We start from the raw sequence: 15597 nt of genomic DNA, 5'->3' as shown, positions 1-15597 counted from the left end.
CAGCAGCCGCCTGATCGGCGCAGAGCGACAGCCTACCTCTGACTGCCGCCAATCTTTGCAACAGAGCCATGACGCCTATATCCGCGACGACAGCTACCGCGCGGCGCTCGCCGTCCTCATCAATGCGCACCACCGCCTGCCATTCTCGCGGGTCTGGGGCGATGGCACCACGTCCAGTTCCGATGGCCAGTTCTTCAGGGGCGCGAAGCGCGGCGCATCGGGGGGCGACATCAACGCCCGCTATGGCGTCGATCATGGCTTCAGCTTCTACACCCATAATTCCGATCAGCGCGCGCCTTACCACGTCAACGTGATCTCAGCGGCGACGCATGAGGCGCCCTATGTCCTCGACGGCCTCACCAGCCACGGCACCGATCTGAAAATCGCCGAGCATTACACCGACACGGGCGGGGCGACCGATCATGTCTTTGCCCTGTGCGCCATGCTTGGATTTCGCTTCTGCCCGCGCCTGCGCGACTTTCCCGACCGACGGCTCGCGACGATCGCGCCGGTTGCAGCTTATCCGTCCCTCACCCCGCTATTGGGAAAGCGCATCCGGTCCGACATCATCGCTGAGCAATGGGACGACGTGCTGCGCCTCGTAGGGTCGATCAAGGCCGGACACGTGGCGCCGTCGGTCATGCTGCGAAAGCTCGCCGCCTATGAGCGGCAGAACCAGCTCGACGTCGCGCTACAGGAAATCGGCAAAATCGAGCGGACGCTGTTCATGCTGGATTGGCTGGAAAATCCCGATCTACGCCGGCGATGCCATGCCGGCCTCAACAACAGCGAGCAGCGCCATGCCCTGACGCAGGCGATCTACACATTCCGCCAGGGTCGGATCATCGACCGCAGTCATGAGGCACAGAAATATCGCGCATCCGGCCTCAACCTGGTCATCGCCGCGATCGTCTATTGGAACACGATCTACATGGATGCCGCTGCCCAACATCTCCGGTCAACATCGGTCGCGGTGCCTGATGATCTGCTTGCCCATACCTCCCCTGTTGGCTGGGAGCATATTGCTTTCTCCGGCGATTTCCTCTGGGATAGAGCCGCTGCTTCCAATGGCCGCAAGGCCCTCAATCTGCCGCCGGATAGCCGCGTCGCCTAAGCGTTCCCTGACTGTTCGTCCTTAGCGTTGTCTGGCGTACTTTCCACGCTACGCCCTCTTGAAGAAGGCCGTTACCAATGTGCGCAATCTCTCAAGCCCAAACTGGAAAGCAACGCTCGCGTCGCCGGCACAACGCTGCCTGGTGCCGTTCTCGCGCTTTGCAGAGCCGAAAATAGGAGAGGGCCGGGCCGAACACTGGTTCAGTGTCGCCGCGCGCCCTACGGCCTGTTTCGCGGGTATCTGGCGCGTATCGGAAGGCTTGCCGCGCTTCGCCTTCCTGACATGCGCTCCGAATCCGCTGGTAGCGCCGTTGCACCCGAAAGCCATGCCCGTGATTCTACAGGAGGACGATCACGACAGATGGATGCAAGGAGCCGAGGCGGCCGAGTTCGCGCATCCTTTCCCATCGCAATTGATGACGCTCGAAACCTAGACACGCGCGCGGTGGCACGTGCCACCGCGATCGCCACGCCGGCTACCGGCTGCGCGTAGGCGAGCGTTCCGGCTGTCGCAGGACGGTATTCTCGCGCGTCAGGCGCTCCGCCTCATTCTGGCGCTGTTGCTGCTGCTCGAAACGAGCCGCTTGGACCGGAGAACCCGTTTCCAGGCGCTTCGCAACCGCTTCCTTGACCTTCTCAATGAAGCGGTCCCGGTCCTTCTGTTCCGGGAACCGCGTGCGCGCCTCGATCGAGGCCGCCAGCACGTGCGACTGTGCAGCCTGGAATTGGGGATTGGCGGCATTCTCGCGATGCGAGTTGCGCCGAAACTGATCGGCCGCCGTGCGGGCTTCCGAAGGGTCTTTCTTTGCCATGCTTGCCGCCTTCGTTGGATCTTGCGCCTCGCGGGCCTTGTCCCGTGCCGCCAAGCGCTCGCCCTCGAGCTTGAGCTGAGGGGAGGGCTTGTAGCCTGTGACCTCGAGCCCGGCGCGTGACGCTTCGAGGTAGACCGCCTTCTGAAAATCTTCGCTCCCGTTCACACGGATCGTCTGCCAGCCATTATGCTTGGCGATCGCGATCGCATCGCGGATCGCGGAGTCGTCGTTGATCCGGATGCCGGTATCTTTGCGCATTGTCAGGCCCGGCTTTTCGTCCAGGCCGCTCCGGAACAGCTTGTCGCCGTCGCGCAGATACTTCCGGGCCACGGCCGGGGGCAATTCCAGCTCGCGCGCTTCCTCCGGTTTGGCGCGCCGGCGTGCTTCCAGCTCCGCCGCTTTGGTTTCAGGCAGCGGCTCACCGTTCAGCGTCGGCTGTTTCGGCGCGCGATCGCGGCCGTCGTTTGCCGGGGCAGGGCGTCCCGCTACATTCATAGGATCGTCACCGGGCATAATCCTCTCCTTCGCTCAGCACCAACTCCCGCCGCCGATTATCCGCTTCCTCCTTCGAGGGATCGGGACCGAGAATGTCGTCAAAGTCGATTTCATCGAACGCGAAGCCGCCCTTGACCGTCAGGCCCGGCATTTCGCGTTCGAGCGCCAGCACGTCGACCGGCAAATCTTGAATCTGATCGAGGGCCAGGTTCCCACAATCGTTGAAGCTGGCGAGTTCTTCGTCGCTCAGATCATCGAGCACAGGGAGCGGCGCGGGCGGCGCTGGCAAGGCCGGCACTTCCGGCGCTGGCATCACCCGGCTCTTGAACACCTTGTCGAGATAATACCTGATCTTCGTGCCGCGAACGACCGGAATACCGCCGCGGATCACGAGCAGATCGGTATCCGGCATTTGCATCAGCTCTTGCGGCAACATCAGCGCGCGGCGCTGTTCCGAGATCGTCTTGCTCCGATTGGCTATCATGCCGTGAATCGTGAGTGAGCGGCTTTCCTGATTCTGACCGTGAAAGCCGAGCCGTTCCGACAGCTCTTTCGCCACCCGCAGCTCTTTCGGCGTGAAGGCAATCTCTACGCCGCAGTTCGCGACAATCTCGTCTGCGCCGTGCTCGCCGTAGACTTGCCGGAGCTGCGAGCGCGATTGGATGACGGGCAGAAGCCGCATCCCGTAGCCGGCTACGTAGGAAAACGCATTGGCGATCACCTGGGCGCGGCCGAGGCGCGCAAATTCGTCGAGGATGACCAGCACCTTTAGCTTTTCATCCTCGCCGGGGAGCTGGCGGGTGTTGAGGTCGACGAGCTGCTGAAAGAACAGGTTGTAGAGCGGCGCTACCCGGTCGAGTTCATCCGGCGAGACGCCGAGATAGATCGAGGTCGGGCGGCGGCGCAGATCGGAGAGCGAGAAATCGCTTTCGGCCGTCGCGCGATCGACAACCGGATTAATCCAGAGATTGAGCTTGGCGGTGATGCTCTGGACAATGCCCGTGAACGTATTGTCGGCGCTCGCGGTGAAATCCGACAGCGCTGCGCGGCATCCATCGGATAACGAGCGATCGCGCGCCTCATTGCCAAAGAACGCCTTCATGCCGGGCATCGTGATCGTGCGGTAGATCTCGCCGAAGGTGAATGGTCGTTCCGGCTTTGCCGCGATCCACGCTCCCACACCGACAAAGCCGGTGCGCGCAGATTCGGTCCAGAAGGCTTCGCCCTTTTCTGGCGGAACATAGAGCATGGTGGCGATCTTTTGCAGCTCCACCAGCACTTCGATTGGGTTGCTCCGGTCGATATAGCTCAGCGGGTTGTAGCGCGCCGTCCGGCCCGCCTTGTCAGTCGGATTGAACAGAACGACCTTTTGCCCGCCATCCTTCCGAAAGCCTGCCGTGGCGGCGAAGTTCTCTTGCTTCACATCGAGAACCACGACCGAATCTTGCCACGAAAGCAGGTTCGGGATGACGACGCCAACGCCCTTGCCGCTTCGCGTGGGCGCTTCGAGCAACACATGCTCGGTTCCTCCGAACAGGAGAAAACGCCCGCCAGCGCGGCCGAGCAGGATGCCCGCTTTGGCGCGAAGCCCGGCCTTGGCTATTTCGCTCTCGCGTGCGACCCGCGCGGTCCCGTGAAGATCCTTTTGCGGCCGCAGGATCAGAAACAGCCCCAGCACCGTCAGGGGCACCGAAACGACCGCGGCCAGGCCCAAAGCGTCCCTCACGACCGGATCATGCCGGTAATACCAGTAGAAGCGCGGGAGGTTCGTCGGATCGTAGGCCGCGACCGGCATTTGAAGAATGAACCAGGCCACTGTTCCCGTCACCAGCGCGAGGAACAGCACGGCGATGGGGAGTGCGATAAGCGCTTTCGTTCGCGCGCTAGAGCCGGTTCTGAGGGTCAAAATAAATCTCCGTGACGCGGAACCGCCCGTCGATCTTCTTGGTCTGCACAACCACGTCCACGAGCAGCTTTAGGAGGCTGCGAATATCATCGCGGGCGAGATCCGCCCCGCCTTCGCTTTCCTTCACGAGCAGCGTCAGTTGCTCGAACGCCAGCTCGGCAGAGTCAGCGTGAATCGTCGTGATCGAGCCAGGATGCCCCGAGTTGACGTTCCGCAGGTAGAAGAACGCCGTCCCGTCCCGCAGCTCTTGCAACAGGATGCGGTCAGGCCGCATTCGCAGCGCCGATTCTAGCAGGTCTTTGGCCGTGATCTTGGCCGTTCCCTGCCTATCCTTTGCATAGAGCAGATGCACGACATTGCGATGCGGCACCACCAGCTCGCGCGTGTCCTCGATCGTCAGAAGCCGTTCGTGCGGCGGGATGAGCTGGATGAGGCCCTTCGAGAATGTGGTTTTGCCGGAGCCCGTCGCCCCGGAAATGAGAATGTTCTTGCGGCTCTCGACGGCCAGCTTGAAGAACTCGACGTGGCGGCCTTCCGCCAGCAGCTTGCTCAGCTTCTCGTCTACGGGAGACACCCGGCGCGTTACAATTTGCGTCTCGCTGAATAGGCCGCCGCGCTCGAAATCCTCCATCGTCAGCGTCACCGACGATGGCTTGCGGATCGTGATTGAAACCGTGCCCGCCGGCACAGCGGGCGGCACCACGAGCTGGACACGCTCGCCCGTGGGGAGAATCGTGGAGCAGATCGGCGCCGATTGGCTAATATCCTGATGCGTGAACGCCGCCGAGGCGCGCGCCAACGACAGCAGGGATTTCTCGTCCAGGCCCTCAAGCTCTTCCCATGTCCAGCCTTCCCCGGTTTCAATCGCCGCTTCGTGCGGGCGATTGATAACAACTTCCGTCACGTCCTCGCGATCGAGCAGAGGACGCAACGGAAGCAGTGCGTTTTCGAGGACGGCAGTATTGCTCATCGGCGCATCTGGAGCCCGTAGACGTCCGAGAAGTCGAAATCTCGCGCGACCATGATGCCGACTTCCGCGCCCTGATTGACCTTGAGCACCGGCTGAATCTGCATCGTGTCGCGCAAGATCGTGTCAGCCGCCCGGGACGGTGCCCGCGCGGTCTCTTGCGCGTCGGAAACGGACTCTGCGAGCACATCCATGCCGTCGTCGATCGCGCTGAAGAGCAAGGCCGCGCCGAAACGCTCCCAAAAGTAGTTTTCGACGCCGCCAGCAACGCCGGCGCGACCGAGCGCATCGCTCGCCGGCGAACCGACGTCGATCGCAACGCCTCGAGGAGTGACCGCGCGGCTCCACATCACGAAGAGGCGGTAGCGGCCGCGCGAGATTCCGGCCTGGTATTCGCCGAGCACGCGCGTTCCCTTTTCAAGCAGAACGACCCGGCCATTGTCCGAGTAAATGTCGCGCGGGATCACGCAGCTCGCATAGCCTGGCTGACTGGAATCCATCGCTGTTTGCAGCACGCACGGGATGAACGTGCCGGCCAAAATCAGCATGTCGCGATTGCCGATCGAGCGGCCAGAGACACGCGTGATTTCCGACGTGCGGCGAAGATTGTCGAGTGTCGTGCGGCCGCCGCCTTGGCCGCTGTCAGCGCCTTGCGGCATTTCGGCCGCGCCCATGCCACCGCCCTGCACACCGCTGCCGGCGATGCCGGAAAGTGCGCCAGCGACGCCGCCACTGTCAGCCCTTCCACCAAAGGCCATGATACCGGCTCGCCGCTGCGCTTCGGCGATGATTTGCGCTTCCGACTTTTGCGGCCGCCCGTCGGTGGTGGCACGTGCCACCGCCGTCTGTTGGCCATCGAGAGCCGGCACTTCAACCGGAGCATTCGGATCATTGGGCGCATCGGCCAGCGTCGGCGCGATGATCGACTCTGGATTGTAATTCGCCAGCGCCCCTTCGTCGGGCTCTTCCGTTTGCTCGGCTTCTTGAACTGGATCGCCGCGCATCGCGTCGATCGCGCCGAACCCGAGGACCAGCGCGGCGGCGGCAACCGACGCGAGGACGATTGCCCGCTTGGAATCGATTCCCCGCCCGGGCAGCGCCGCAATCTTCGACTGGCGCTCGCCTTCGCGGTCGATTTCATCCGGATCGGGCACCGGCTCGCTCGCCAGCGGCCGATTGTCTACGGCCTCACCTTCCGAAATGATGTTCTCGCTTTCGCGGCCGTTTTCCGTTTCGTTCGCCATCGGCTTACTCCGTCGCGGTGGTGCGCTCGACCAGCTCGGAAGCTGTGTCGGTTTTGGGGTCCCGCCCGTAGTAGTCGGGCGACTGATTATGGATGCAGAGCACTTCGAGGCCGCGGCGCAGCCGGATCGTCCGATAGACCCCGTGCAGCACCACGTATTCGTCGCGCACATCGAATGACGCGACGCCCTCCGAGCCGTCCGGATTGACGACGAAGAACGCCGGCAGCTCCCGTTGGTTCGGGAAGCGCATCACCGTGAATTGCCCGTTGTCGGAGACTTCGGACGGCTGAATCGCCGTTGAGCCCTGGACCACGTAGTTTGTGTTTCGCGTCCCTTCGAGCACTCCGATGTCGAGAGCGCTTTTCACCAGCCCACGTTCGGCCGCCTCGAGCGCGGCGAGCTGCGCCGAGGCTTCCATGGCGCGCCGCTCCGCAGCCTCTTGTTCGGGATAGCGGAATATCACCGTGAAGAACCCCGTCCCTCTATGCGTCGGCGTGAGCGCAAAGCGGTAGGTTCGCGGACCATAGCGCGAGCGGGTAATCACCGTGAGGTTCGTCGCGCCGGCCCTCTCACGCGGCTTGACGAACAGCGAGCTTGCCGCCGGCGCCACTTCCCAGGAGACGCTATCGCCAAGGGCGACGTGCTCGACAACTTCGCCATCGGAAAAACGGATCTCCGTCGCGATCCGGAACACCCCCGGAATCTCGAACACCTGCGCTTCGTTATAGACCGCCTCGCGAATGCGGGGATCATGCTGCGTCGGATTGGGAATATCCTCGGCGAAAGCCGGCGCGGCAACACCGGCGAGCGCGGCGGCCAACACCCCGCGCGTGACAAACTTGCGGATCATGATTCAGGAACCTCCACGTCCGAGCGGTAGCTTTCGACCTGGTAGCCGAGCGGATTCTTGAAGCGGTCGGCCTCTTCGCTCGGCGTCCCGCCCACGCTGTATTTGATCGTCGCAACGGCATCCGTTGTCGTCGTCGTCGTCCCTGTCCGGGATTCTTTCGTGAAAAAGACCTGGGCAACATTGTCGCCGAGGAATGAAATGCGCCTGATCTCGACGAACACGCCGGTTCGATCGGCCAGCACGTTTTGCGGGCTTTGGGGGTTGTCGACCTTGAAATATTGCGTCCAGCGCTCTTGTTCAGGACGCGCCGACATGACCATCACATTGTCGAAATATTCTTGCCGGGCGGCGCCAATCCACCCCTCGCGGTATCGAACATAGGTCGCGAGGAAATACTTCGCGACCGCCTCGTCATAGGTGATTGACGCATCGCCGTGCAGGCCAGCGGTAATCTCCGCCTGGCCCGTGTTGCGATCGACGCTGATAACGTAGGGTTGGACCGTCTTGAGCGGCGTGAGCATAGCCACCGCCGCCACGCCGGCCACAGCGAGCGCGCCGGCGACACCAGCAACGGTCCACGCGATCTTCTTGGATCGTTCGGCCGATCTTAGCCGATCCTGCTCCCAGCTCGCCGCATCGGCGAAATAGGTTTTCAGCTCATCCTTTGGGACACCAACAGCCATCGTCCTACCTCAACAGTTCGAGAGAATGGGCCGGCGCAGAGCTGCGCTCAGCCGTGGAACCTCGACTTGCCCCGAGGCGTCCGATTGCTCATTGCCGGGTGCGGCCGCCCCCTCCGTCTGCGATTCAGGCGGGAACACGTCGACTTGTGCTGGCGGCTCCGTCCCTTGAGCGGGCGCACGGACGCTTGCGCTCGGCAGCGACGGCAATGTGACGCCATGGGGATTTGCCGGCCGCAGTTCCCCCTTGCACTGCGTTGGTTCCTCGACTGGCGACGTCACACATGCCGCCAGCGCTAGGCAGAGTCCGAGTCCGATCATCTTGCGCATTTGCAAACCCCTTAAGCTCGACTGATTGTGTTCCCCCGCCAGCGGCCGTAGGCCGCCCGTGCGCCGCCGTAGGCGCGCCCCCATGAGAAGCCGCCGCCGCCGCCGCCCGATTGGGCGGCGCGCCGCGAGGCCGCCGATGGCATCGGATTGATCGCGTTCGCGAATTGCGAGACCATCGCCGCGCTGCCGCCGCCGAGTGAGGCTGCAATTCCCGGTATCTGGAAGAAGAAGAACGCAGCCAGGACGTAGAAGGCGATGATCCGAATGGACGTTTCCCAAATGTGGTTGAAGTCGCCATCAAACGTCGCGGTAGCCGAGTCCGCGACATTCGCGACGACTAGGACCAGCAGAAGAGCGAACAGCGAAAGCATCAGATAATTGACGACCGCGCCGAGCCAGGAGAAGAAATAGCTGCGCGTGGAGTCGAAGAGCAGCGCTGCGACGAAGATCGGGCCGACGACCGCGAGGACGGCAAGCGCGAACAGCGCGTAGAGCACGATGACGAAGCCAACAGCCAGCGCGAACAGCGCGGCAATTGCTGTCAGCAAAATGATTACTGTCGCACCGATGGCCTGCATAATCGCCGCGGCGGCCCCCGGCATGTCCATGAACGTGACGTTCTCTTGGACATACTCGTTGGTTGCTTGCTGCATTGAGGCGAGCGCGAGATCTACCCTAGCCCACATTTGATCGAACGAGCCGCCAACTCCATTCGGCGAACCGCCGATTAGCCCCGCAAATTCATTGGGAAGGCCCGTGACGATCATATTGGCGACCGTGCCGCCGTAGAGCGACGTGACCGCCCAATAGACCGCAGCGAGCATCAGGGCGCGATACACGTATTCGCGGAACGGATACTGGACCGCGCCGCGCAAAATCGCTCCGCCCAGGAGAATGATGTAAATTATCATGCCCGTGCGCAGGGGGCCGGAGATCCATCCTACGAACGCGGCGTAGTTCGACACGACCGACGAGTTCAGTTCGTTGACAAAGCCTTGGTAGGCGTTCGTGAATAGATCGTATTCCACCGAGATCCCCCGCGTGTCGCCTTAACGGCCGCTCCGATTGGCAGGCGTTGTTGTCATTGGCCCTTGGCCGCCGCGGCCGCGCGCGCGCGCCGCTCTTCCAAAGCGCGTGAGCGTTCGATGGAAGCGAGGTTCGATTTGATGCTTCCGCAATTCCGCCAGACCGGTATCGGGAGGTCGTCGCGGCCGAGCTCGCTGTTCATTATCTTGTCGCACTCGGCCACGATCTCGGGAATCCGATCTTCGTTGGCCTCAAGCCAATCGGTATCCCGGTAGGTCATCAGGACCTCGGGAAACTCAGGCGCGCGATCGCAGCCAGCTAGAGTGCTGGCAGAGATCGCGGCGGCGACAAGTATTCTTCTGCTCATGCTCATTGTCCCTCCGCTGCCGCTGCGGCACGCGCGCGCCGATCTTCCAAAGCGCGCGATGATTCAGCTAAGGATTCGGCCAATCGAGCGCCGGCTTCCGCCTTGCGCGCGCGCTCCATCGCCTCGACACGAAGTTGATCGTTCATCATGGCGGCCGTTTCGAGCTGAATACGCGCTTGGAGATCGGCAACTTCCTTCGCGGTCGAGGCCGTAGCCAATCGCGCTCGCAGCTCTTCCAGACCCTCGCCGCGCGACATGGCCGCTTCGCCCATGCCTTGCGCCATGGCCTTGTCCATCGCGATCATTCGAGCGTTTTGCTCAGCGCCGCCCCGCGCGTTATCGGGGACCGCACCAATCCTCTCCATGAGATCTTGGTAGATCGCGTTCGAGCGCACGCTGTAGCCGGAATTGCCAGCGCCGAAATCGCCTCGCGCCATTCGCTCGAGCGAGTTGACGTCGACGCCGAGCGTGCGAAGCGAGTCAGACTTGAGCTGGTCCGCGATCGAGGAAATGTCGGTCAGCTTGTTCAGATCGTTGTAGAGCCGCTGGGCCTCGGCAATCTGTTGCCGGCCCTGCTCGATCATCTGCATGGTATTCCGGATTTGCTCGATCTGCTTCAGCAGCGAAGAGCTGTCGAAAACCGGAATGCCTTGCGCCATTGCCGGCGACGACACCGACAAGGCCAAGGCTGATACAGCCGCCGCGATTGTTCGCTTCATCGTCTCACTCCTTTCAGCTTGAGCGCCGGCGCCGGTGGAACTCCGGCAACCAGACTCTCGGTTCATTGCCGACTTCGGCAATCACTTCGCGGGCAACCGCGGTCGTTTCCGCGCGGCCCGACAGCACGGCCAATTCGTTGTCGAGCCCGTTCAGATCGAGCGCGACGACGACGGAATCATGGCCCTGTTTGACGAGGAATTTGCGGCTCTCGGGTGACAGCTCTTCGCGGACCAGCTTGAATTCCGCTTCCGACAGCGAGAACCCCTCGACGTAATCGCGACGCTGCCCAAACGGGTTGGGGAGCAAAATCTTCGTCGCGACTTGCTCAAGGATCGAATGGCTGATCGTGGAGCGCAGCGCGTCGGCCGGCGACTGCGTAGCGAACACAAGGAACGCATTTCGCTTACGATAGGTCTTGAGACCGTCCTGGGCGAACGCGGTGAAGGCCGGGTCCGCCAGCGCCTTCCAGAACTCGTCGATCGCGATTACCATGCGTTCGCCGGTCAGCAGAGCGTCGATGCGCTCGAACAGGTAGAGCATGACCGGCGTGCGAATTTCCGCGTTTTCGAGGAAATCCGTCATATCGAAGCCCATGAACCGGCCTTCGAGCGACATGGAATCCTCCGGGTTGTCGAACACCCAGCCTAGCGACCCCTCGGAGGTCCACTTGACCAAGCGCGCGCCGACACCCCCCGAATCCGACATGCCGAGCATCGTTCGCAGCGCCGACAGCGAGCGTTGCTCGCGCGGCAGCTTCATCACCGACTCAATACCGTCGTCTATCAGGTGCGATTCCTGAACTGTGATCGGCGCACCCTCTTGCTTCACGAGCTGGCGGATGAAGCGGCCGAGAAAGGCCCGATGCTCCGCCGTGTCGTCCAGCGCCTTGAGCGGCGCAAACCCCGTCGGCTCGCCGTTGCGAAGCGCGAGATAGGTTCCGCCGCTGGCACGAACGAAGATCTCTGCGCCCTGGTCCTTGTCGATGAAAATGTGCCGCGCGTTGAACTTCTCGAGCTGGGCCATCAGGAAATTCACCAGCACCGTCTTACCGCCGCCCGAAGGGCCAATGACCATCGTGTGGCCGAGATCGCCGTTATGGAAATTGAAATAGAAGGGGCTCCGCGCGCTTGTCTTGAGCAGCGCGACCGCCGGCCCCCAATGGTTCCCATCTTCGTGCCCTGCCGGGAACGTGTGGAACGGCGAGAAGGCGGCGAAATTCCGCGACGTGATCGGCGCGGGCCGCGCTCGCCACGCAAAATTGCCGACGAGCTGCGACCAATAGGCCGCTTCGAGAGCCGCGCTCTCGCGAGCCGCGACCATGCCGGTGTCAGCCAATGCGGCGCGCGCGACCGACATATTATCGCGCAGCTTTCGCACATCATCGCCGAACACCGTCAGCGTGAAATGATGATCGCCCAGGACGAAGCGGTTCGACTGCAAATCGTCGGCCGCGTCTATCAGCTCGTCGTGCTGGCTTATCGCGCGATCGCCGGCGTTCTCCATCTGCGTCATGCGCAGCCGGAACTTCTCGGTTGCGCTGGCCCGCGAGAGGAAGGTGAACGACTGCGTGATCGCGAAGCTGAAATCGACCGACAGGAGCGATTCGAACTGGCGCGGCGTCGTGCTGGCGGGATACTCGCGAATGCCGAAGATCCCGCCAAAGGTCGAATAGTCCGCGTCGCGGACCTCGAATGTCTCAGCACCGATGATCGCGCGGCTCGCATAGAGCGCGGAGCCCAAGTGTCCTCGCACGAGCGGGCAGCGCCGAAAGCGGCCCGTCAGCACTTGGTTCATGACTTCCATCGGCTCCGAGAAGAGCAGCCCGCGGAAATCGTAGAGTCCGAGCCGGCGCGGCCGAACCCGGATCAGCAGCTTCTCCAGGTCGCGAACCTTGTCCTCGAGCAATTCGAGCGCTTCCGCGATGCTCACATTCGGGTCCGCGTCCTTCTTCCGCAGAAAGGAAAGCAGCTTGTCGCCGGCGTGAAGGTTTGGCCGAACCACAACGGTCAGGAAGAAGCGGTTGCGGAACATCCGCTCGCCGGTCATCCGCTCATAATATTTGCGGTCCAGTTCGGCCGCGAAATGCGAGCGGAACGTGCCGCCCGGATAGTCGCGAACGCGCATCCGCAGAAGGTGCGTCCAGATCGACACCCGTTCATCGTGAATGTTGCGCCACACCCCGTTGAGCTTGGTGTGCCAGTCATTCAGATCGCGAACACCCGAGGTCTCGAAGGCCCTGCCATCGACTTCGAGCATCAGCATCAAATCGCCGTTATCGAGCGCAATCACGTGGTCGTTCACGTGGCGCGAATACGGCAAGAACTTCTCCGGAAGCTCTTCGCGCTTGGCTTTGTCCAGCGGCACTTTTTCCGCGAGTGCGCTCTTACCGAACATTCCGCGCAAATCCTTTTCTCTTGAGGCCATAGAGCGGGAGAGGCGTGTAGCTAGACCCGCCCCAAAAGCCCCTGTTTCGGTTGGCCGCCTTGGTGCGGCACCACATGAACAGCAGCCGGAAGGCATTCACGTCATGACGCACCACAAGGCGCGCGATCGCATAGAGGACGATAGAGGCCGCGAGGCCGTAGAGGGGGTTCCCCGTCCCAACGAGCGTGATCGCGCCCGTCAGGATGATGAGGCCACCGGCCTCCATGGGAACCCCCGCCCACATCGCGGGGCGCGTGACGGCCAAGAACAGCGGATCTTTGGCCATTTGCTCCGGGCCGTCCATCGCTGTCAGCCTATCACCGTGTCGACGATCCAGGGCGCCGAGAACATGATGACGATGCCAATGAGCACGGTGACGAAGAACTGGACCGAAGCCCGGCCCATGAGCCACATCGCGCCAACAGCGATCAGGGCGATGATCGCCAGCGTCCGCAGCAGGCTATTCGAGAGCAAGCCGAGAATGTTGTCGGCCAGGCCCTCGAAATTCTGCGCATAGGCCGGTTCCGCTACAAACAGGCTCGCCAGCAAAGCGAGCGGCAGGGCACGCGCCATTTCTGGCGACGGCTTCATGGCGGCGAGTAACGTATCGAGCCGCCTTTCCGCCCGATCCTTCAACTTCTGCAACATCACAAACGCTCCTTTCGGTTGACTACGAGCTGGCGCGGACGAACGACGCCCGCGCGAACACATCCCACGCAGGCGGGGCCGGCTCCGGCTCTACCCTGTTCTCCGCTGCGATTTCCTCGGGATTCAGTTCGGCCGGGGCCGAACCATCGCCGGCTTCCGCAGGCGCGCTTAGCGCTACGAGCGTCGGAATGCCGGTTGCCGGCAGACCGCTTACCTTGCGACCTGCCCGTTCCACGCGGGCGACGTAGCCGTTGCGGAAACCTCGCGATTGTGACCCGGTGTTATACATGCTGAGCGCGACCCGCAGCGCCTGTTGCGGCGTGCGGCCGTCTCGCACCGCGCGATAATTCGTCAGCAGCACGCGACCGGCTGCCTCGACATTGACGCACGGCTCGAACACCGTGTCCCACGTCAGCCCGAGCCAACGCATGTTGTTCGAATTGATCTGGCCCAGGCCCATGTCCACCGAATGGCCGCGCGCCACATAGGCTTTCGCCGTGGCGATGGCTTCGGCTTCGTTGCGCGGACGGCGCGGTTGCCGAGCCACTCCGTTCACGTTGATCGCATAGAGATAATTGCTCGATTCCGCTTGGACGATCGCGGCAATCGTATGTGGCGCTACCGCTGGGGCGCATTGCGCCGCCAGCGATAGGACTGCCCCTGTTTCGAGAAACACGACCCCCGCCCGATCTACTGGAGGTCAACGTTTCGCGGCACCTTCCATTCGGGAGGTCGGCCGGGAATGGTGGGCGTCGGCCTGCTCGACGTGCGGCCCTGGTAGAACGTCTGGCGTCGGCCGTCGGTCCATTCGACCGTCAGCCGCGCCGGGCGGCCATCATCCGCCTTGTCGTAGTCGGTATCGCGGATGCCCGAACCCGTGCAGGTCGGGAAGCCGCCACCGAACGCCAACGTCCGCCAGAGCTTCGTGATCGGCGGGACGCAGGCTGAATACTGCGTCGGGCCGCCTGGGTTCGACAGGCACAGAACGACCTCGCAAGCCCAGGTGTTGTCGTCGGCAAATGCCGGAGGCGCCGACAGGACTGACGCTCCCGCGAGAGCGCCGGCGAAAGCGAGATGGATAGGCTTCATAAGCATCCCCTACTTCACCGAGATAGTGCAAAATATCACGGTCCCGGAGAATGTCACCCCCATTAAAAGGAATTTACATTCTTACCCGCCTTGTTGGGGATGACGGTAATGTGTCCCTCGTCATATCCGTAGTCGAGAATGACATGCCGAATGGCCCGGCTAAGTCGCTTGTAGCGCTTGAGTGTTCGCCGCTCCCAAAGGCAGACATCCAGCCATATATTACCTTTCCATGACACCTGGACGTTGATGATCCATTCGCTTGTGTCGAGCTGGACGATTGCAACCGCGAGAATTTGGCCGCCCGCTGGACGGCGAGTGGTCAGCTCCCTTTCAAAGATTGGCTCGTGCTCGGTCACATCCTTTGGAAGCATCGCGATTTATCCTTATTTCCAGATGAGCTTCATATGCCAGCGCGCGCGCAATCGACAAGTGCATGCACGTTTTCGCCTTGGAGCGCCCCTCTCACCCTGCTAGATTTCCCCGCAAACTCACAGACTGTCTTGAGATTATGCCGCGTCCGAAACGCCAAGAAGATCCTCTCCTGCCGGTGCCGCTCCCCAGGCGGCGGCCGAGCCGCGCGAACACGCGCAATCTCGTTTCGGCAGTCAAACCCGAACTGGCGCAGAAGATCAAATCTCTCGCCGACGTCGAGCAGACGAGCGTGGCCGCGCTGATCGAGGAAGCCTCGATCAATCTCTTGCGCTCGCGCGGGATCGAATACCCCGACTACTTGCGCCACTATCAGCGGGACGCGGTCGGCTAAGCGCCGCCCATAAGCGTGCATGCACGCTTATTCTTGCAAATCCCCGAATCTTACCGCACTAATTGCGCCCGAGTCCGGCAACGGATTCGGCAAAATCTCTGTCTGATTCGGGAGGGCTAGCCCGGAGATGGCAGAAACGAAAAACCCTCGCGGGCTAGGCGAG

At 62.3% G+C, this 15597-nt stretch carries 18 protein-coding genes; 3 read left to right on the top strand and 15 right to left on the bottom strand.

Translation table 11 applies throughout. From position 1 onward, the window contains the following. Together ABFX23_RS17655 and ABFX23_RS17650 are read left to right on the top strand one after the other, a co-directional pair. Positions 1–1114: Tn3 family transposase (locus tag ABFX23_RS17655; RefSeq protein WP_346034185.1), on the top strand; the 1114-nt coding region annotated here is incomplete at its 5' end. 58 nt (positions 1115–1172) lie between these two features. Further along, positions 1173–1547 (top strand): SOS response-associated peptidase family protein, encoded by a 375-nt coding sequence (locus tag ABFX23_RS17650; protein ID WP_346034184.1) that lies wholly within the window; start codon positions 1173–1175, stop codon positions 1545–1547. A 42-nt stretch (positions 1548–1589) separates the two neighbouring features. Here ABFX23_RS17650 and ABFX23_RS17645 read toward each other — a convergent pair whose 3' ends face one another. The 15 genes from ABFX23_RS17645 to ABFX23_RS17575 form a co-directional block, all read right to left on the bottom strand. Further along, positions 1590–2438, bottom strand: a complete 849-nt coding sequence (locus ABFX23_RS17645) for an LPD7 domain-containing protein (protein WP_346034183.1) — start codon at positions 2436–2438, stop codon at positions 1590–1592. Beyond that, positions 2428–4326, bottom strand: coding sequence for a type IV secretory system conjugative DNA transfer family protein (locus tag ABFX23_RS17640; protein ID WP_346034182.1), 1899 nt, complete (start codon positions 4324–4326; stop codon positions 2428–2430). The genes ABFX23_RS17645 and ABFX23_RS17640 overlap by 11 nt, the downstream gene beginning before the upstream one ends. Then, complete coding sequence (gene virB11, locus ABFX23_RS17635) at positions 4304–5296, bottom strand: P-type DNA transfer ATPase VirB11 (protein ID WP_346034181.1); 993 nt, start codon at positions 5294–5296, stop codon at positions 4304–4306. Before virB11 ends, ABFX23_RS17640 begins: the two co-directional genes overlap by 23 nt. After that, positions 5293–6537 carry a type IV secretion system protein VirB10 gene (gene virB10 / locus ABFX23_RS17630; protein WP_346034180.1) on the bottom strand — a complete coding sequence of 415 codons (1245 nt, stop codon included), beginning with the start codon at positions 6535–6537 and terminating at the stop codon, positions 5293–5295. Before virB10 ends, virB11 begins: the two co-directional genes overlap by 4 nt. Positions 6538–6541: 4 nt before the next feature. Further along, the gene (locus tag ABFX23_RS17625; RefSeq protein WP_346034179.1) at positions 6542–7387 is read right to left on the bottom strand and encodes a TrbG/VirB9 family P-type conjugative transfer protein; all 846 of its coding nucleotides are present in this window, start codon (positions 7385–7387) and stop codon (positions 6542–6544) included. Continuing rightward, positions 7384–8070 (bottom strand): VirB8 family type IV secretion system protein, encoded by a 687-nt coding sequence (locus ABFX23_RS17620; protein WP_346034178.1) that lies wholly within the window; start codon positions 8068–8070, stop codon positions 7384–7386. Before ABFX23_RS17620 ends, ABFX23_RS17625 begins: the two co-directional genes overlap by 4 nt. 338 nt (positions 8071–8408) lie before the next feature. After that, positions 8409–9425, bottom strand: coding sequence for a TrbL/VirB6 family protein (locus tag ABFX23_RS17615; protein ID WP_346034176.1), 1017 nt, complete (start codon positions 9423–9425; stop codon positions 8409–8411). A 53-nt stretch (positions 9426–9478) separates the two neighbouring features. Further along, positions 9479–9796, bottom strand: a complete 318-nt coding sequence (locus ABFX23_RS17610; RefSeq protein WP_346034175.1) for a hypothetical protein — start codon at positions 9794–9796, stop codon at positions 9479–9481. After that, entirely contained in the window at positions 9793–10509 is a 717-nt protein-coding gene (locus tag ABFX23_RS17605; RefSeq protein ID WP_346034174.1) for a type IV secretion system protein, read from the bottom strand. The genes ABFX23_RS17610 and ABFX23_RS17605 overlap by 4 nt, the downstream gene beginning before the upstream one ends. A 13-nt stretch (positions 10510–10522) precedes the next feature. Further along, the gene (locus ABFX23_RS17600) at positions 10523–12904 is read right to left on the bottom strand and encodes a VirB4 family type IV secretion/conjugal transfer ATPase (protein ID WP_346034173.1); all 2382 of its coding nucleotides are present in this window, start codon (positions 12902–12904) and stop codon (positions 10523–10525) included. Next, a complete protein-coding gene (locus ABFX23_RS17595) occupies positions 12894–13238 on the bottom strand; it encodes a VirB3 family type IV secretion system protein (protein ID WP_346034172.1) in 345 nt (114 codons plus the stop codon). Before ABFX23_RS17595 ends, ABFX23_RS17600 begins: the two co-directional genes overlap by 11 nt. Before the next feature lie 5 nt (positions 13239–13243). Next, positions 13244–13582 carry a TrbC/VirB2 family protein gene (locus ABFX23_RS17590; protein WP_346034171.1) on the bottom strand — a complete coding sequence of 113 codons (339 nt, stop codon included), beginning with the start codon at positions 13580–13582 and terminating at the stop codon, positions 13244–13246. Positions 13583–13604: 22 nt separating this feature from the next. After that, entirely contained in the window at positions 13605–14258 is a 654-nt protein-coding gene (locus ABFX23_RS17585) for a lytic transglycosylase domain-containing protein (protein WP_346034170.1), read from the bottom strand. A gap of 14 nt (positions 14259–14272) precedes the next feature. Continuing rightward, positions 14273–14671 carry a hypothetical protein gene (locus ABFX23_RS17580; protein WP_346034169.1) on the bottom strand — a complete coding sequence of 133 codons (399 nt, stop codon included), beginning with the start codon at positions 14669–14671 and terminating at the stop codon, positions 14273–14275. Positions 14672–14733: 62 nt separating this feature from the next. Continuing rightward, positions 14734–15027 (bottom strand): hypothetical protein, encoded by a 294-nt coding sequence (locus ABFX23_RS17575; RefSeq protein WP_346034168.1) that lies wholly within the window; start codon positions 15025–15027, stop codon positions 14734–14736. 191 nt (positions 15028–15218) lie between these two features. On the opposite strand from ABFX23_RS17575, the gene ABFX23_RS17570 reads away from it, so the two are divergent. Then, complete coding sequence (locus tag ABFX23_RS17570) at positions 15219–15434, top strand: hypothetical protein (RefSeq protein WP_346034167.1); 216 nt, start codon at positions 15219–15221, stop codon at positions 15432–15434. The last annotated feature ends 163 nt before the right edge of the window (positions 15435–15597 follow it).

Origin of the sequence: Erythrobacter westpacificensis (assembly GCF_039542285.1) — a bacterium.
Taxonomy (GTDB): domain Bacteria; phylum Pseudomonadota; class Alphaproteobacteria; order Sphingomonadales; family Sphingomonadaceae; genus Alteraurantiacibacter; species Alteraurantiacibacter westpacificensis.
Note: the sequence above shows the minus strand (reverse complement) of the source record. Positions and strands in the feature narration are given on the sequence as shown.